This window comes from Idiomarina zobellii (genome assembly GCF_900100855.1).
GTDB lineage: Bacteria > Pseudomonadota > Gammaproteobacteria > Enterobacterales > Alteromonadaceae > Idiomarina > Idiomarina zobellii.
Genome location: NZ_FNCB01000001.1, coordinates 289,647 through 305,294 on the forward strand (window position 1 = coordinate 289,647; position 15,648 = coordinate 305,294).

Below are 15,648 nucleotides of genomic sequence, written 5' to 3' on the forward strand. Positions count from 1 at the left end.
TTAGCCCACCGTTACTAAGCTATCGCCAACCGTTACCGCATCGCCTTCTTTTACATGAATAGCATTGACGGTACCGTCACTTTCCGCCTTGATATCGGTTTCCATTTTCATGGCTTCCATAACCAAAACAACATCCCCGGCTTTAACCTGGCTTCCTTCTTTTGCAACGACTTTGAAAATATTCCCTGCTAATGGCGCTTTTATCGTTGTCCCTTCACCATTACTGGCGGGTTTAGATGCCTGCTGATCGTTACTTGAGCTTTGTGCTTGGACTGAATCAATTTGACCAGAAGGCCCCACTTTCACACTGAACTTTTGACCGTCAACTTCCACATCATAAAGCTCAACACCACCGCTGGACGGTGCCGCAACAGACTCTTCTCCAGATGTCTTACTTGAACTCTCACCGGGCTCCTCAGGAGCTGGTTCAAAGGCATCCGGGTTATCACGATTTTTCAGGAATTTCAGACCGATTTGCGGGAACAGCGCATAGGTCAATACATCATCTTCAATGTTGTCGGCCAAACGAATGTCCTGCTCCTTGGCTGTCTTCTTAAGCTCATCGGTAAGAGCATCCATTTCATCGTCGATTAAGTCAGCCGGACGACAGGTAATTGGCTCTGCGCCATCGAGTACACGCTTTTGCAGCTCTTTATTCACTTCTGCAGCAGTCGACCCGTACTCACCTTTAAGAACAGCAGCGGTTTCTTTAGAAATGTTGGCATATCGTTCTCCACTCAATACATTAAGTACCGCCTGTGTCCCGACAATTTGCGAAGTCGGTGTTACCAGTGGAATAAAGCCGAGATCTTCCCGAACCTTTGGAATTTCTTCCAGCACTTCATCAAACTTATCGATAGCGCCCTGCTCTTTTAGCTGGCTTTCCATGTTCGTCAGCATACCGCCAGGCACCTGAGCTAACAGAATTCTGGCATCCACGCCTTTCAGCGAGCCCTCGAACTGAGCATACTTCTTACGAACGTCGCGGAAGTATGAAGCAATTTCCGCTAAATCAGGTAAAGACAACCCAGTATCTCTGTCAGTACCTTCCGTCATTGCAACCAGTGTTTCTGTTGGCGAATGACCGTAAGTCATACTCATCGAAGAAATCGCTGTATCGAGCATATCAATGCCCGCATCAATTGCTTTTTGGTAGGTTGCGACACTTAGGCCTGTGGTTGCGTGGCACTGCATAGAAATAGGTAAGTCGGTCTTTTCTTTAAGTGCACTGACTAATTCATAAGCGTCATTCGGACGCAACAGGCCAGCCATGTCTTTAATAAATAATGAGTCACAACCCAAGCCTTCAAGTTCTTGCGCCATCTCGACCCATTTATCCAATGTATGTACCGGACTTACGGTGTATGACAAGGTTCCCTGAGCGTGCCCTTCAACATCTTTAGCCGCCTTTATTGCAGTTTTTAAGTTGCGAACGTCGTTCATAGCATCAAAAATACGGAATACATCCACACCATTTTCTTTTGCTCGTTCAACAAAACGGCGAACAACGTCATCGGCGTAATGACGGTAGCCCAACAAATTCTGTCCTCGCAACAGCATTTGCTGACGGGTATTTGGCATTGCCTTGCTTAACTCTCGAATGCGCTCCCATGGGTCTTCGCCCAGATAACGAATACAAGAATCAAAAGTGGCGCCACCCCAGGACTCCATGGACCAATAGCCGACTTTGTCCAGCTTTTCGGCAATAGGTAACATATCGTCTAAGCGCATTCTGGTCGCTAGTAAAGACTGATGAGCATCTCTTAAAACAAGCTCAGTTAACAACAAAGGCTTACTCATTTAGACATCTCCTTATTTTCTGCGGCCGAATGGCTCTGACGGTACTGGTGCACAGCAGCAGTTATTGCTGCAATCACTTTTGGGGACGTCCCGGCGGGAGCGTCAGAACGGGTTTGACTGAGTGCCTCTGGTGCTGGAGTCGGTGTCGGTATTAACCGTTTCATAACGGCCATACACACAACCAATATGCACAAAAAGACAATGACAGCGCCCATACCAACGAGCATAAGCTGTGCTGCCTGGGTAAGTAACTCTTGCAAAAAACACCTCGGAACGACTGCAAATTGTTATAAATTTATTAAATACTATGGTAGCAAGTAGCGCAAGAATTTGCAGCGTCAAATAGTCGGTATTCAACAGCTAAATAAGGGAAATATGAGAATAAATAGCAAAAATAAAATGTATGGAAAAGCAAAGAAATGGCGCGCCCGAGAGGAGTCGAACCTCTAACCGCCTGGTTCGTAGCCAGGTACTCTATCCAGTTGAGCTACGGGCGCATTGCCTGAAGTGTTTTGAAGTGAAAATGGCGCGCCCGAGAGGAGTCGAACCTCTAACCGCCTGGTTCGTAGCCAGGTACTCTATCCAGTTGAGCTACGGGCGCAAATTTTTCACTTAACGAATGGCGGAGAGGGAGGGATTCGAACCCTCGATAGGGCTACAAACCCTATACTCCCTTAGCAGGGGAGCGCCTTCAGCCACTCGGCCACCTCTCCAAATCGTTGTGGCGTGAATTCTAGCGATGTTGGCAATAATGTCAATTGGTTTTTTAAAAACAATGGTTCAAGTGTGGGATAATTAACCATCTCGTTGGATTTTTCCGCAAATTATGCGTTGCGCATAAAAAACCGGCGAATGCCGGTTTTTTCTAACTATTCTTTTTCGTCATGTTCATCGTCTTTTTCAGACTGAATGCGCATGTAAATTTCTTCTCGATGGACGGAAACATCCTTCGGGGCATTTACACCAATACGTACCTGGTTCCCTTTTACGCCAAGGACAGTGACCGAAACATCATCACCTATCATCAGTGTTTCACCTACACGGCGAGTCAAAATTAGCATAAATTGCTCCTTCAATACTGTCCCGATGTTACCGCAACGATCGAACATTTCCCTAAATGTGATGTAAGCAGTCTACCAATAATGGCAATGATTACACTATAACGAAACTCATAACCCTAAGTTACGATAGCTGCTGCTCTAACCAAGTTGTTGCCGTAGCCAAGGCTTCATTTAAATGTTCAGGCAGTGAACCCCCGGCTTGCGCCATATCAGGACGACCACCACCCTTGCCGCCGACTACATTAGCGGCCTGGTTGACTAAATCTCCTGCTTTGACTTTAGCGGTTAAATCGCCAGTAACGCCAGCGATTAAACTCACTTTGGAGCCATTGGCAGTTCCAAGTAATACGACACCAGAGCCAATTTGGTTCTTCAGATCATCAACTAATTCTCGCAGTGATTTAGGATCAGCTTGATCTAACTCAGCAATAATAGCTTTAACGCCTGCAATTTCAGCCGCTTGTGAAACCAAACCGCCCCCCGCTTGAGACGCCAGTTTTTTCTGAAGCTGCTCATTTTGACGCTCTAGCTCACGCTGCTTCTGCAACACCTGCTGAATCTTCTCAATTAAATTATCAGGTTTCGCTTTAATTTCGGCCGCAACCTGATTAAGCATAGCTTGCTGGCCTTGTGTATAGCGAATAGCCGCTTCACCGGTAACCACTTCAATACGGCGCACGCCCGAGGCAATACCACCTTCAGAAGTAATACGGAATAAACCAATGTCACCGGTTGAACGAACGTGAGTACCACCGCATAACTCCATCGAAAAGTCACCCATGCGTACCACACGGACCTGCTCGTCATACTTTTCACCAAATAACGCCATTGCACCAGCAGCTTTTGCTTCTTCAATGTCCATTAACTGTGTTTCTAGCGACAAGTTCGCTCGAATTTGCGCATTCACTTCACGCTCAATTTGAGCGATTTGTTCAGCGGAAACAGGTTCAAAGTGTGAAAAGTCAAAACGCATTTTGTCCGCTTCTACCAGCGAGCCTTTCTGAGTAACGTGCTCACCTAACAGATTACGTAATGCAGCGTGCACCAAGTGTGTCGCAGAGTGATTCCGTTTAATATTTTCCCGGCGTTCAGCATCAATCTCAGCTTTCACTGAATCACCTAGCTGAATAGTCGCCGACGCCTTACCGTGATGCCCAATCGCTTTACCAATATATTGAGTATCGGTGACCTCAAAGACGCCGCTATTCGCTACTAATTTACCGGTATCACCAGTCTGACCGCCGCTTTCTGCGTAAAAAGGAGTTTCGGACAAGACAATAATGCCGCTTTCACCCGCTTCTAAACGTTCAACCGCTTTACCTTCCTTGAAAAGCTCTACGACTTTAGCGTCACCATTGACCTGCTCGTAACCAGTAAATGCCGTTTTCTGCTCTGACTTAATTTGTTCGTTATAGTCCATACCGAACTGAGAGGCTTGCTGAGCTCGCTTGCGCTGTTCAGCCATTGCCTTTTCAAAGCCGGGTTCATCAACCGTTAGCTCTTGTTCGCGAGCTATGTCAGCGGTTAAATCAACCGGGAAACCGTATGTGTCATAAAGCTTAAAGACGACATCACCAGGAATAACAGTGCCATCAAGCTGCTTGATCTCATCGGAGAGAATTGCCAAGCCTCGTTCAAGCGTACGCGCAAACTGCTGCTCTTCACGCTCTAACGCATCTTTTATAATCGACTGTTTTTCTACCAGTTCCGGATACGCTTCGCCCATCTGGTTAACAAGTTCATCAACCAGCTGGAAGAAAAATGTTTCTTTAGCACCCAGTAAGTGACCATGTCGAACCGCACGGCGGATAATACGGCGCAACACATAACCGCGCCCTTCATTCGATGGCATTACGCCATCAGCAATTAAGAAAGAGCATGAACGGATATGGTCAGCAATAACACGCAATGACTTATTGTTAAGGTCGTCAGTACCAATGATTTTAGCCGCTGACTGAATCAGTGCCTGGAATAAGTCAATCTCGTAGTTACTGTGGACATTCTGCATGATGGCCGAAATACGCTCTAACCCCATGCCTGTATCTATTGAAGGGTTTGGCAATTGTTCCAGCGTACCGTCAGCCTGACGGTTGTACTGCATGAAAACCAAATTCCAAATTTCAATATAACGGTCACCGTCTTCTTCCGGTGTGCCCGGAGGACCGCCCCATACTTCAGGGCCATGGTCGTAGAAGACTTCTGAGCATGGCCCACACGGCCCTGTATCACCCATCGACCAGAAGTTATCTTTTTCGCCAATACGTGAAATACGATCTTCCGGTACACCAATATCTTTTGCCCAGATATCGTAAGCTTCGTCGTCTTCTGTAAAGACAGTCACCCACAGCTTTTCAGCCGGTAATTTCAATTCGTTGGTAAGAAAGTCCCAAGCATATTCAATAGCTTGCTTTTTAAAGTAGTCACCAAAGCTGAAGTTACCCATCATTTCAAAAAATGTATGGTGTCTAGCCGTATACCCCACGTTTTCCAGGTCATTATGTTTGCCGCCAGCGCGCAGGCAACGCTGAGCAGAAGTTGCCTTGTCGTAACGACGCTTATCGCTCCCCAAAAAAACATCTTTAAACGGCACCATACCGGCATTAGTAAATAATAACGTTGGATCATTACCCGGTATCATTGATGCCGAAGGCACTCTTTCGTGTCCTCGTTTCGCAAAATAACTGAGAAATGTTTCACGAATTTGGGCACTGTTCATGCTCATAGTTTGTCCTACTTTTAGTTTGTCTAGTTTGTCCTGCTTGCTTTGCCAAAAGCCTATGGGTGTAATTGCTTATATACTGTTAGATTATCACGAAGTCGTTGCTCAGCCTAGCTTTCTGGTCGATTGACGCAAGCGAATATTTGCTCCGAATTAAAACCTCGTTGCTGCAGAAAGCGAACTTGTTTCAGCCATTGTTTCTGGTCAGCGGGTGGTTCTTCCCCAAAACGCCGCTCCTTTAATTCCGCACATAAGCTAAACCAGTCCACTTCCATTTCTTCCAACAGCCGCTCGACAAGCTCTACCGATAATCCTTTTTGCTGAGTTGCCTGAGCTAAAATTTTCAGCCGACCTTGTTTTTGCGATACCTTTTCACGTATGAAAATTTCGGCAAACCGCTCGTCGCTTTGCCAGCCTTTTTCTTTAAAGTCTTTCAACACTGCGTCAACCATGTCGTTGGGCCAACGCTTTTGAATCAATTTTCGGCGCAACTCCTGATAGCTTTGCTCACGACGCCCTAACAGGCGAAACACCGAGTCTCTCAATGCGCTTTCATCATATTCTTCTGAACTTTCACCCATGACCTATACTCCATAGCTAAGAGTTATGGGAATTCTATACAGGGACACTAATCATGACCAAGAGTTACTTAAAATCAAGCATTCTTTCGGTTTGTCTGTTAGTTCTTACAGCAGGCTTCCACCAAGTCTCACAAGCAACAGAGCAGCGCATTACGGCGACAGGCAACGGCAGCGTCAGTGCCGTGCCGGATTTAATGCGAATTACCTTCTGGATAGAAGAGCGCGGCAATAAACTCAGTTCGCAAAAAACCGTGGTCGACAATACGACTGAACGCTTACTAAACGACTTACTTAAAGAAGACGTTGCAGAAAAAGACATTCAGTCTTACCAGTTGCAAATTTACCCGCAGTACGAACAAGACTCCGACGGTAAAACCAAGCAGAGCGGCTTTATTGTCAGACGAGAGATAAAAGTGACTCTACGCAACCCTGAAAATTATGACAATGTGATTGATTTAGCTTTATCTAGAGGTGTGACCCGGGTTGGACAAATTCAGTTCGAAATTGGTGACCAACAGGCGCTTTATCAACAAGCATTAATTAATGCCTACAAACAAGCCCGGCAAAAAGCCGAACAGTTGGCGAGTACAGCCGGCCTTGATCTCACCGGTACCTTAAGTATTACTGAGCGCTCAATCTCGCGCCCATTTATGATGCAAATGGCAGAAGCCAGTGTACGTTCTGACAAGGTGTCGCTGCCGGGTCAACAAACCATCGAAGCCTCCGTTGAAGCTGTATTTAGTGTCGAAAACATACAAAACAAAGGCAATTAATTGATTGCGTCGGGACGCGAGTCAGGTAGAATAATTAGCAACATTTTATTAACAGAAAAGTAGCAATTGGTTTTTAAGTTGCGATTCATTTACATCGTATTGCTGTTACTGTCGTTGCCGCTCTTTGCACAAGAGTGGCAGCAGCAGCGTATTGACGCAAGCAGCAATCCGGACGAATGGATAACCAAAACCAATCAATGGATAAGCCAATACGATGAAGGTCGCGAGTTCGAAAAGCTCGCACTCGCTTATGCCCTGCAATCTGAGGCCTACCGCTATTCCGGCAATGAAACCAAGCTTATTGAAACCGTTAAAGAAGGACTGAGATTCGCTAAATTAGCAGATTCTGAAGTCGCTTCCGCCCTGCTTCGTATCAATCAAACCTGGTATCAACTTCAGCGTGGTCAACTACAGCAAGCTAACGCCAGTGTCATTTATGCTATTGAAAACGCCAAAGCGTCGGGTAGTGAAGACTTATTTATTGAAGCGGAGATACTTCACGCTCAAGTCATGCAACATGCCGGAGATATTGCCGAAGCTCTGGAAATTTTAGAAGGCTTAAACCGAGACGCATACAGCGCTATACCCAAACTTCAAGTTGAGTTTCATGGTCTTATCGGCATTATCTACACCGATGTCGGTGCCTTTGATATCGCTATTGAACACACACTTGAAGCCCTGGAGATTAGCAAGGAGCATCTTGGCCAGTGGGACACCTCGGTTCTAGAGTATAACCTTGCCAGAATTTATCACCAGGCGGGTCAGCCCAATAAAGCGCGACAGCACTTTGAAACAGCTCTGGAAATAAGCCGCGAAATAGAAGACGAACTCGGCGTCGCTTATGCCATGTTCCGCTTGGGGACATTAGAGCTGGATAATGAGAATTACCAAGCTGCTTTATCTAACTTTGAGCAAGCCTTGCCTCAGTTTCGGTCTGCCGGGGCACATCCCATGGAGGCCGAAACACGACTCAGCCAGGTTGAAGTTTACTTGGCAACTCAGCAAATAGAGGTCGCTCAACAAGAGCTTGAAGCCGCTACCTCATTAATTAATACACTTAACGATGACGGCCTGAAACAACGCCTTGAAAGCAAGTGGTCTCGCTATTACGAAGAAACCCAACAGTTTGAAAAGGCGCTAACACATTACAAAAGCTCGGTTGAGAAAATGAAAGCCGTGCAAGAGAACCTTCAGGACAAGCAAGTTCAGGAAGTTATGGTTCGCCTGGAGATTAAAGAGCAGGAAACAACGAACGAGCTTCTCAAAAAAGAAAACCAGATACAGCAACTAGCGTTACAAGAGCAGCAAAACTCTTATTATTTGCTCGTCTTGGCAATCATCACGGTTGCTTTGCTGGTTGTTATTATTTCTGGTTTTCTGCTTCAACAATGGCGAGCGCGTAAAAACTTTGCCGAGCTCGCTCTTAAAGACGATTTAACCCAGGCCCCTAACCGCCGAGCCATTGTGCAACGTTGCAAAAAAGAGTTAGAACAAGCTAAGGAACAAAACCGCAGCCTTGCCTTAGCAGTGGTCGACTTCGATTACTTCAAAAGTATCAACGACGAATTCGGACACGACGCCGGCGACCGCGTATTGCAAAGGTTTGCACAGGTTGCCGATGAGTCCCTGAGGGAACAAGACAGTTACGGCCGTTTAGGCGGTGAAGAGTGGTTGTTGCTATTCTTAGATGCCTCAAAAGAAGATGCCCAACAACTGTTCAAGCGACTTCAGGAAGGTTTGAACAGTCAGCCCATAGAAGGAATTCCTGAAAACTATCAAATAACCTTTAGCATGGGCTTTACTGAAGCGCTGCCCGATGACTCCTTTGACGAACTCTATAAGCGCGCCGATGATGTACTTTACGACGCGAAAAAGTCAGGCCGTGAGCGTTTGGTTATCGCTTAATCCAGCTAGGTTATGACTAATACAATGCAGTCCACCGCCGCCTAATACTAACTCCCGCGCAGGAACACTCAATACCCTTTTTTCGGGCAGCACTTCTCGTATTATCGACAAGGCAATAGTGTCTTCCGGCAAGCCAAATTCCGGCACAACCACAAGAGTGTCAGTCTGTAACACATTAATATAGCTGCACAGCAACGGAAGCTCTTCCGTTCTGTTTAAACTCGTCTGAAGCTGTTCCAGACTTTCTCGTTCAATCCGTGTCGGTCGCAATGGCTTAGGTAATGGAACGGCTACTTTCTGAATTGAATCAGGCAGCAGTTCAATAAGCTCCGCTAACCGCTTACAGGTTTTATAGTCGGGGTGGTTTTCGTCTTTAGTTAGCGCATAGATAAGAGTATTTTCATTAAGAAATAGCGCCATATTGTCCATATGTCCCTGAGTCTCATCAGCAGTCAGAGCGCCTTCAAAGAAAAACAACGACTCACCCGAAAAGCAGTCGTTTAGCTTATTCTTAATAACGTCTTTCGATAACGAGGGATTACGCTGAATAATGCTGGATAAGCCAACAAGCCATGTACCTTGACCATTATGAGTAAAGGTGCCTCCTTCTGTGACCAAATCACAGACTGATAACGAGCGTTCCAACTTTAACGACAGTTGTGAGGCTAAGGCTCTATCACACTCCACCGCTGACTGAACGCCGCCCCAACCATCAAATTGGAACACGATACCAGACGTCTGCCTCTTCTTTGAAAACCATAACGGCAAGGTGTCTCGTAGCCAAATATCATCGTATCGCTCGACGATAACAGAGCAGCAGTCATACAGCTTCTTTGGCACAGAACCCTGGTAGTCTGGATGAACCAGTAAAGTAACGGGGGTATAGTGACTGACCTGACGCGCCAGCTCAGCAATGACTTCGCGAGCAGGCAATGCATTATCTCGCCAAACGTCCCGGCGGTAAGGCCAGGCTAAGAGTAAACGCTGGTTATCAGAAAAATCTGCTAACCAGCGCTTGGTAGAGCCTTTCATTATCTGCGACGCTTATCTGTCTTTTTGTATTCGCGGTGCTTTGCCGTCGCTCGGCGTATTTTAGCGAACTTACGCTGCCTGGACTCTTGATTCCGAGGGTCAATAAACGAACGCTCTTCAGGTGGCAGTTTCACCTGCTTTCTCAACGCATTCACTTGCTCCAGCGGCATTTCCGACCAGCCACCTTGCGGTAAGCCTTGCTCAAGAGGAATGTCACCGTAACGCACACGAATCAGTCGGCTCACCTGCACTTCCTGTGACTCCCACAAGCGGCGCACTTCACGGTTACGGCCTTCACTGATGGTTACGTGGTACCAACGGTTCATGCCGTCACCACCAGCCGGCTTTATCGAATTAAAATGCGCGGGGCCGTCTTCCAGCTGCACACCCTTTTTAAGACGACTCATCATTTTATCGTCGACTTCACCGAAAACACGCACTGCGTATTCGCGCTCAACCTGCTGGCTCGGATGCATTAACCGGTTGGCTAATTCCCCGTCGGTGGTAAATAACAACAATCCTGAGGTATTTACATCAAGTCGACCAACAGCGACCCAACGCGCTCCGCTCATGCGCGGTAAACGGTCGTACACCGTTGGACGTCCTTCAGGATCTTTGCGTGTACACAACTCGCCTTCAGGCTTGTGGTACATCAAGACCCGGCAGATAACTTCTTTTTCAGGCTTTATTTCAACTTCATGACCATCAATGCGAACTTTTGCGTCTGCATCAACTCGCTCGCCCAGCTGCGCCACTTTTCCATTTACACGAATGCGTCCAGCAGCAATTTTGGCTTCAATTTCTCGTCTTGAGCCATGTCCTGAGCGGGCTAATACCTTTTGTAACTTTTCGGTCATTCTTACTGTTCTCTCTCGTTAATCGCTGTCTCAGCGGTACGTTCATCGTCTTCATCAAGCGTGTCGATATCCGGCAATTCGGACAAGTCACTTAAGTTAAAGTCATCTAAAAACTCTTTGGTGCTGGCGTACAGTTGCGGTCGCCCCGGTACTTCTTTATGGCCCACCACCTTTATCCAGTTTCTTTCCTGTAGTGTCTTAATAATATTACTACTGACACTCACACCCCGTATTTGTTCGATTTCACCCCGGGTAATAGGCTGTCTGTAAACAATCAAAGCCAGAGTTTCCAACAGGGCTTGAGAATACTTCTGAGGCTTTTCCTGCCATAACGAAGCGAGGCGCTGCCCAAGTTCCGCCCGTGTTTGAAACCGGTAACCAGAAGCCACCTTCACTAATTCAATACCACGCTCCTGGTAATCGGTTTGCAGTTCTTTCAGTAAGCCTTTAACCATAGTCAAAGAGGCTTCACCTTCGCTCAACAACAGTTGATGAAGCTGCTCTGCCGATAACGGCTGTGGATGGGCAAACAATGCCGCCTCTATTAGCTGTTTAAGCTGTAACTGATTCATCCTGCTGACGGTTTCTCAAACTGATGCGAATATCACTCATGGGTTCAACTTGCGACAATTCTATCATTGATTCCTTCACAAGTTCTAAAATTGCTAAAAAACTGACCACCGCACCTGCACGCCCCTCTGTGCGTTTAAACAACTGACTGAAAGCAACGTATTTTTTCTCAGACAACAATTCAATAACCTGACTCATACGTTGACGGGTCGACAGCTGCTCACGTTGAATATGATGATGGGCATTGAGTTCAACCTGCTGCAACACCCGGCTAAACGCGAGCGTTAAGTCTTCAATAGTCACTTCCGGTGGTGGTGTCGTCACATGCTCGCGCGCATCAGTTGCCACTTCGCTTAATAAAATATCCCGGCCAACCTGCGGTTGTGAATCGATATGCTCGGCACCCTCGCGTATCGCCTCATACTCTTTCAAGCGCCGCACCAGTTCTGCTCTTGGATCGTCTTCCTCGTCCTCTTCCTGCGGTGGCTTCGGAAGCAGCAAACGGCTTTTTATTTCCGCTAATATAGCCGCCATTACCAAATAGTCAGCTGCTAGCTCAAGCTTCAGCTCTTTCATCATTTCCACGTATTCGACGTACTGTCGGGTAATGGTGAGAATCGGCATATCGACGATATCGAGCTTTTGCTTGCGAATAAGGTATAAAAGCAAGTCCATAGGACCACTGAAAGTATCTAATATAACTTCCAGTGCGTCGGGCGGAATGTAGAGGTCTTCCGGTTTTTCAATAACCGGCTCTCCACGAACAAATCCCAGTGGTAACGACTGTTGTTCAGCCATTTAAGTCGCCTTAAAAATCAAAAGGTTCCGTCTCACCAGAGCCTTCACGACGTATCACCGGCGCTCCTTCTGACAGATCAACAACCGTAGTCGGTTGTTCGCCTAAGTGACCTCCATCAACAATTAAGTCGACTAATTTCTCAAGCTTATCGCGAATTTCTTCAGGGTCTGACTCAGCCAGTTCGCCATCTCCGAGAATAAGGCTGGTCGACATTAACGGCTCATTAAGCTCTTCTAAAAGCGCCATTGCAATACGGTTGGTTGGTACACGAATGCCGATAGTTTTCCGTTTTGGGTTCAACAGACGCTTCGGCACCTCTTTCGTGCCTTTTAAAATGAAGGTGTAAGGCCCCGGCGTGTTGTTTTTCAGTAACCGGAACGCATCGTTGTCGACGCGGGCAAAAGTTGATAACTCCGAGAGGTCACGGCACATCAACGTAAAGTTGTGTTCTTTATCGATATCACGAATACGGCAAATACGGTCTGCAGCCGCTTTATCGCCTATTTGGCAGCCAATGGCATACCCTGAGTCGGTTGGGTAAACCACAACCCCGCTTTGGCGAATAATTTGTACGGCTTGCTGAATTAAACGCGCCTGAGGATTTTCCGGATGAATTTCAAAAAATTGACTCATAACCTCCCCCAACCTTTTTCTACTGTGACCAATGCTCCCATATTGGCACACAGTCGGCTGGCAGACAAAGGTTTTTACCGAGCTCACGCCAATTGCCGGGGTAATGAAAATCAGACCCCTGAGACGCTTTTAAGCCATATTCCTGACTCATTTTAGCGAGCGCATCACGGTGTCCCGGTGACTGCTGGCTTAAACTGACTTCCATGCCATCAAGACCCCACTCCTTCCCCTCGACCAATAATCGACGCAGCCACTTATTCGACATTTTGTAGGCATGAGGATGTGCCAGTACAGCCTGGCCGCCGGCCTTATGAATAGCTTCAATGGCCTCAGGAATGTCGCACCACTGCGGCGTAACATAAGCGCTGTTGCCCTTTCCAATGTAATGATCGAACGCTTTTTGCGGATGGCTGACAATGCCTTTTTCGACCAGGGTATCGGCTATGTGTTTGCGGGTTGGCATGCCATCAACCTGACATTCCTCAGCAGACAACATGACACCACGCTTTTCCAGCTTTTCTAAAATGGCTGCAAAGCGGTCATAGCGCCGTTGCTGTTGTTGTGCCAACAAACCTTTTAAATGTTCGTTGTCAGGGTCAAAGTTCAAACCAACAATATGAATTTCAAAACTTTCCCAGCGACAGCTAATTTCCACGCCGTTAATAAACTGAAGCGGCAGCTGTTCTTTTTCGACCAACGCTCTTGCTTCAGCTATCCCTTCAACGCTGTCGTGGTCGGTTAACGCCAGTACATCGACGTTGTGCTCGCAGGCACGACGCAAAAGCTCCTCGACAGACAAGGAGCCATCTGAATGCGTGCTGTGACAATGCAGGTCGTATAAAGTCATTAAATCCTTGCTGCCAACTCGGTTCCCTGACGAATAGCGCGCTTCGCATCCAGCTCGGCCGCAACGTCAGCTCCACCAATTAAATGTACTGACTGACCGGCCGCTTCCAGAGCGTCGTGAAGTTCACGCTGAGGCACCTGACCGGCACAAATAACGATATTATCCACTTCCAACAACTGTTTTTCACCATTGCGCTCAATTTCTATGCCTTCCGGCACAATACGGTGGTAGGTGACACCGTTCCACATATTAACCGACTTACTTTTCAGCTCGTTGCGGTGCACCCAGCCGGATGTTTTACCCAAGCCTTTGCCGACTTTGCTCTCTTTACGTTGCAACAACCATACCTGACGCGGGCTTGGCTCTGGTTGCTGGGGTTTCAAGCCGCCACGATCGCTGTAGTCTTTGTCTATACCCCAGCGCTCGGACCACTCTTTTTCATCCAGCGTCAGTGACTTTTCGGTCGTTAAGTATTCAGAGACATCAAAACCAATACCACCGGCACCAATCACAGCCACTTTCTTACCCACAGCTTTGTGGTCGCGCAAAACATCTAAGTAGCCCAGAACATGCGGTAAATCGACACCAGGAATGTCGACCTTGCGAGGACTGACGCCGGTTGCCAGAACCACATCATCGTATTTTTCTGCCAGCAGGCCTTCACAACTTTGCTCTTTACCTAACTTAAGCTGCACACCAGTGTCTTCAATACGGTGTTTGAAGTAACGCAGCGTTTCATAGAATTCTTCTTTACCCGGAATTTGTTTCGCGTAGTTAAACTGACCGCCAATTTCCGCAGCTTTGTCATATAAGTCAACCTGGTGTCCCCTCTCTGCCGCATTGCAGGCAAAAGCTAAGCCCGCAGGCCCTGCGCCAATAACGGCCAGACGCTTTTTCTTATCAGCGGGCTTCATAACCAACTCTTGTTCATAGCAGGCTCTTGGGTTCACCAGACAAGAAGCTCGTTTATTCTCAAAGACATGATCTAAACACGCTTGGTTACAGGCAATGCAGGTATTAATGCGTTCAGACTGACCTTGTTCCGCTTTATTAACAAACTCTGGGTCAGCCAATAATGGCCGTGCCATAGACACCATGTCAGCCTGGTTACTTTCTAAAATATGCTCGGCAATTTCCGGCGTGTTGATACGATTAACAGCAACAACAGGTACCGACAACTCACGGCGCACGCGCTCAGTTATCCAGCTGAAGGCGCCACGTGGCACCGAGGTCACAATGGTTGGAACCCTTGCTTCGTGCCAGCCAATGCCGGTATTAATAATGGTCACGCCCGCCTGCTCCAGTAGCTTACCCAGCTGCAGCACTTCGTCCAGCTGATGTCCGTCTTCCACCAAATCCAGCATCGACAAGCGGAAAATAATAATCGATTTTTCACCCAAAGCGGCTCGCACGGCTTTAACAATTTCCAACGGAAAACGCATACGGTTTTCAAAGCTACCGCCCCAGTCGTCAGTGCGCTTATTGGTTCTTGGGCACAAAAACTGGTTAATCAGATAACCTTCTGATCCCATGATCTCAACACCATCATAGCCGGCTTTCTGCGCTAACTTAGCGCCACGGGCATAGTGTTTAATGGTTTTGAGAATTTGCCGTTCAGACATGGCTTTCGGTTTGAACGGATTGATAGGCGCTTTTATCGCGCTGGGCGCTAACGAAAACGGATGGTAGCTGTAACGACCAGCGTGCAGAAGTTGCAGACAGATTTTACTGCCATACTTATGAACGGCATCGGTCACCTGACGGTGTTTACCCACATGCCAGGGCTTTGACATTTCACTGCCAAAGGGCGCTAAACGTCCTCGAAAGTTTGGACTAATACCGCCGGTGACAATCAGCCCGACGCCGCCTTTAGCACGCTCTTCATAAAAGCTGGCTAATTTACTAAAGCCATTTTTTTCTTCTTCCAGGCCAGTATGCATTGACCCCATCAGCACTCGGTTCTTTAACGTTGTAAAGCCAAGATCAAGGGGTTTTAGTAAATTTGGGTATGAATTTGCCACGCCAACCTCTTATTTTAAACGGGTGTTTAATTTTTTCCTAACTGTACTTC

The 15,648-nt window shown here is 47.2% G+C and carries 14 protein-coding genes and 3 tRNA genes; 2 read left to right on the plus strand and 15 right to left on the minus strand.

From position 1 onward, the window contains the following. The 8 genes from oadA to BLT32_RS01380 all read right to left on the minus strand — a co-directional run bounded on the left by oadA (position 1) and on the right by BLT32_RS01380 (position 6,161). The gene (gene oadA / locus BLT32_RS01345; protein ID WP_053952509.1) at positions 1-1,800 is read right to left on the minus strand and encodes a sodium-extruding oxaloacetate decarboxylase subunit alpha; all 1,800 of its coding nucleotides are present in this window, start codon (positions 1,798-1,800) and stop codon (positions 1-3) included. Further along, positions 1,797-2,060 (minus strand): oxaloacetate decarboxylase subunit gamma, encoded by a 264-nt coding sequence (locus BLT32_RS01350; protein ID WP_053952510.1) that lies wholly within the window; start codon positions 2,058-2,060, stop codon positions 1,797-1,799. The genes oadA and BLT32_RS01350 overlap by 4 nt, the downstream gene beginning before the upstream one ends. A gap of 160 nt (positions 2,061-2,220) precedes the next feature. Further along, positions 2,221-2,297 (minus strand) — tRNA-Arg (locus BLT32_RS01355). Between the two features lie 27 nt (positions 2,298-2,324). Continuing rightward, positions 2,325-2,401 (minus strand) — tRNA-Arg (locus BLT32_RS01360). A 19-nt stretch (positions 2,402-2,420) separates the two neighbouring features. Beyond that, positions 2,421-2,513 (minus strand) — tRNA-Ser (locus BLT32_RS01365). A 156-nt stretch (positions 2,514-2,669) separates the two neighbouring features. Next, positions 2,670-2,861, minus strand: a complete 192-nt coding sequence (gene csrA, locus BLT32_RS01370) for a carbon storage regulator CsrA (protein WP_053952511.1) — start codon at positions 2,859-2,861, stop codon at positions 2,670-2,672. A gap of 121 nt (positions 2,862-2,982) precedes the next feature. Then, positions 2,983-5,583 (minus strand): alanine--tRNA ligase, encoded by a 2,601-nt coding sequence (gene alaS, locus BLT32_RS01375; protein ID WP_053952512.1) that lies wholly within the window; start codon positions 5,581-5,583, stop codon positions 2,983-2,985. A gap of 107 nt (positions 5,584-5,690) precedes the next feature. Further along, entirely contained in the window at positions 5,691-6,161 is a 471-nt protein-coding gene (locus tag BLT32_RS01380; protein ID WP_053952513.1) for a regulatory protein RecX, read from the minus strand. A 53-nt stretch (positions 6,162-6,214) separates the two neighbouring features. Here BLT32_RS01380 and BLT32_RS01385 point away from each other — a divergent pair, with 53 nt between their 5' ends. Then, on the plus strand, positions 6,215-6,934 hold the full coding sequence (locus tag BLT32_RS01385; RefSeq protein WP_053952514.1) for an SIMPL domain-containing protein: 720 nt from the start codon (positions 6,215-6,217) through the stop codon (positions 6,932-6,934). A gap of 78 nt (positions 6,935-7,012) precedes the next feature. Further along, positions 7,013-8,839 (plus strand): tetratricopeptide repeat-containing diguanylate cyclase, encoded by a 1,827-nt coding sequence (locus BLT32_RS01390; RefSeq protein WP_235443930.1) that lies wholly within the window; start codon positions 7,013-7,015, stop codon positions 8,837-8,839. Here BLT32_RS01390 and BLT32_RS01395 read toward each other — a convergent pair. The 7 genes from BLT32_RS01395 to BLT32_RS01425 are packed head-to-tail and all read right to left on the minus strand — an operon-like array spanning position 8,810 to position 15,598. Next, positions 8,810-9,871: an agmatine deiminase family protein gene (locus tag BLT32_RS01395; protein WP_053952515.1), complete on the minus strand. Its 1,062-nt coding sequence runs from the start codon at positions 9,869-9,871 to the stop codon at positions 8,810-8,812. The two genes, BLT32_RS01390 and BLT32_RS01395, sit on opposite strands and share 30 nt — an antisense overlap. After that, positions 9,871-10,728, minus strand: a complete 858-nt coding sequence (gene rluB / locus BLT32_RS01400) for a 23S rRNA pseudouridine(2605) synthase RluB (RefSeq protein ID WP_053952516.1) — start codon at positions 10,726-10,728, stop codon at positions 9,871-9,873. The genes BLT32_RS01395 and rluB overlap by 1 nt, the downstream gene beginning before the upstream one ends. A gap of 2 nt (positions 10,729-10,730) precedes the next feature. After that, entirely contained in the window at positions 10,731-11,300 is a 570-nt protein-coding gene (gene scpB, locus BLT32_RS01405; RefSeq protein WP_053952517.1) for an SMC-Scp complex subunit ScpB, read from the minus strand. Continuing rightward, positions 11,281-12,096, minus strand: coding sequence for a segregation and condensation protein A (locus tag BLT32_RS01410; RefSeq protein ID WP_053952518.1), 816 nt, complete (start codon positions 12,094-12,096; stop codon positions 11,281-11,283). The genes scpB and BLT32_RS01410 overlap by 20 nt, the downstream gene beginning before the upstream one ends. 10 nt (positions 12,097-12,106) lie before the next feature. Continuing rightward, positions 12,107-12,730, minus strand: a complete 624-nt coding sequence (locus BLT32_RS01415) for an L-threonylcarbamoyladenylate synthase (protein ID WP_053952519.1) — start codon at positions 12,728-12,730, stop codon at positions 12,107-12,109. 19 nt (positions 12,731-12,749) lie between these two features. Continuing rightward, the gene (locus BLT32_RS01420; protein WP_053952520.1) at positions 12,750-13,577 is read right to left on the minus strand and encodes a PHP domain-containing protein; all 828 of its coding nucleotides are present in this window, start codon (positions 13,575-13,577) and stop codon (positions 12,750-12,752) included. Next, positions 13,577-15,598 (minus strand): NADPH-dependent 2,4-dienoyl-CoA reductase, encoded by a 2,022-nt coding sequence (locus BLT32_RS01425; protein ID WP_053952521.1) that lies wholly within the window; start codon positions 15,596-15,598, stop codon positions 13,577-13,579. The genes BLT32_RS01420 and BLT32_RS01425 overlap by 1 nt, the downstream gene beginning before the upstream one ends. Positions 15,599-15,648: the final 50 nt, after the last annotated feature.

Bases quoted from the DNA above. Each gene is read 5' to 3' on its own strand.
- oadA (WP_053952509.1), bottom strand. From the start codon at position 1,800: ATGAGTAAGCCTTTGTTGTTAACTGAGCTTGTTTTAAGAGATGCTCAT.
- csrA (WP_053952511.1), bottom strand. From the start codon at position 2,861: ATGCTAATTTTGACTCGCCGTGTAGGTGAAACACTGATGATAGGTGAT.
- alaS (WP_053952512.1), bottom strand. From the start codon at position 5,583: ATGAGCATGAACAGTGCCCAAATTCGTGAAACATTTCTCAGTTATTTT.
- BLT32_RS01380 (WP_053952513.1), bottom strand. From the start codon at position 6,161: ATGGGTGAAAGTTCAGAAGAATATGATGAAAGCGCATTGAGAGACTCG.
- BLT32_RS01385 (WP_053952514.1), top strand. From the start codon at position 6,215: ATGACCAAGAGTTACTTAAAATCAAGCATTCTTTCGGTTTGTCTGTTA.
- BLT32_RS01395 (WP_053952515.1), bottom strand. From the start codon at position 9,871: ATGAAAGGCTCTACCAAGCGCTGGTTAGCAGATTTTTCTGATAACCAG.
- rluB (WP_053952516.1), bottom strand. From the start codon at position 10,728: ATGACCGAAAAGTTACAAAAGGTATTAGCCCGCTCAGGACATGGCTCA.
- scpB (WP_053952517.1), bottom strand. From the start codon at position 11,300: ATGAATCAGTTACAGCTTAAACAGCTAATAGAGGCGGCATTGTTTGCC.
- BLT32_RS01410 (WP_053952518.1), bottom strand. From the start codon at position 12,096: ATGGCTGAACAACAGTCGTTACCACTGGGATTTGTTCGTGGAGAGCCG.
- BLT32_RS01415 (WP_053952519.1), bottom strand. From the start codon at position 12,730: ATGAGTCAATTTTTTGAAATTCATCCGGAAAATCCTCAGGCGCGTTTA.
- BLT32_RS01420 (WP_053952520.1), bottom strand. From the start codon at position 13,577: ATGACTTTATACGACCTGCATTGTCACAGCACGCATTCAGATGGCTCC.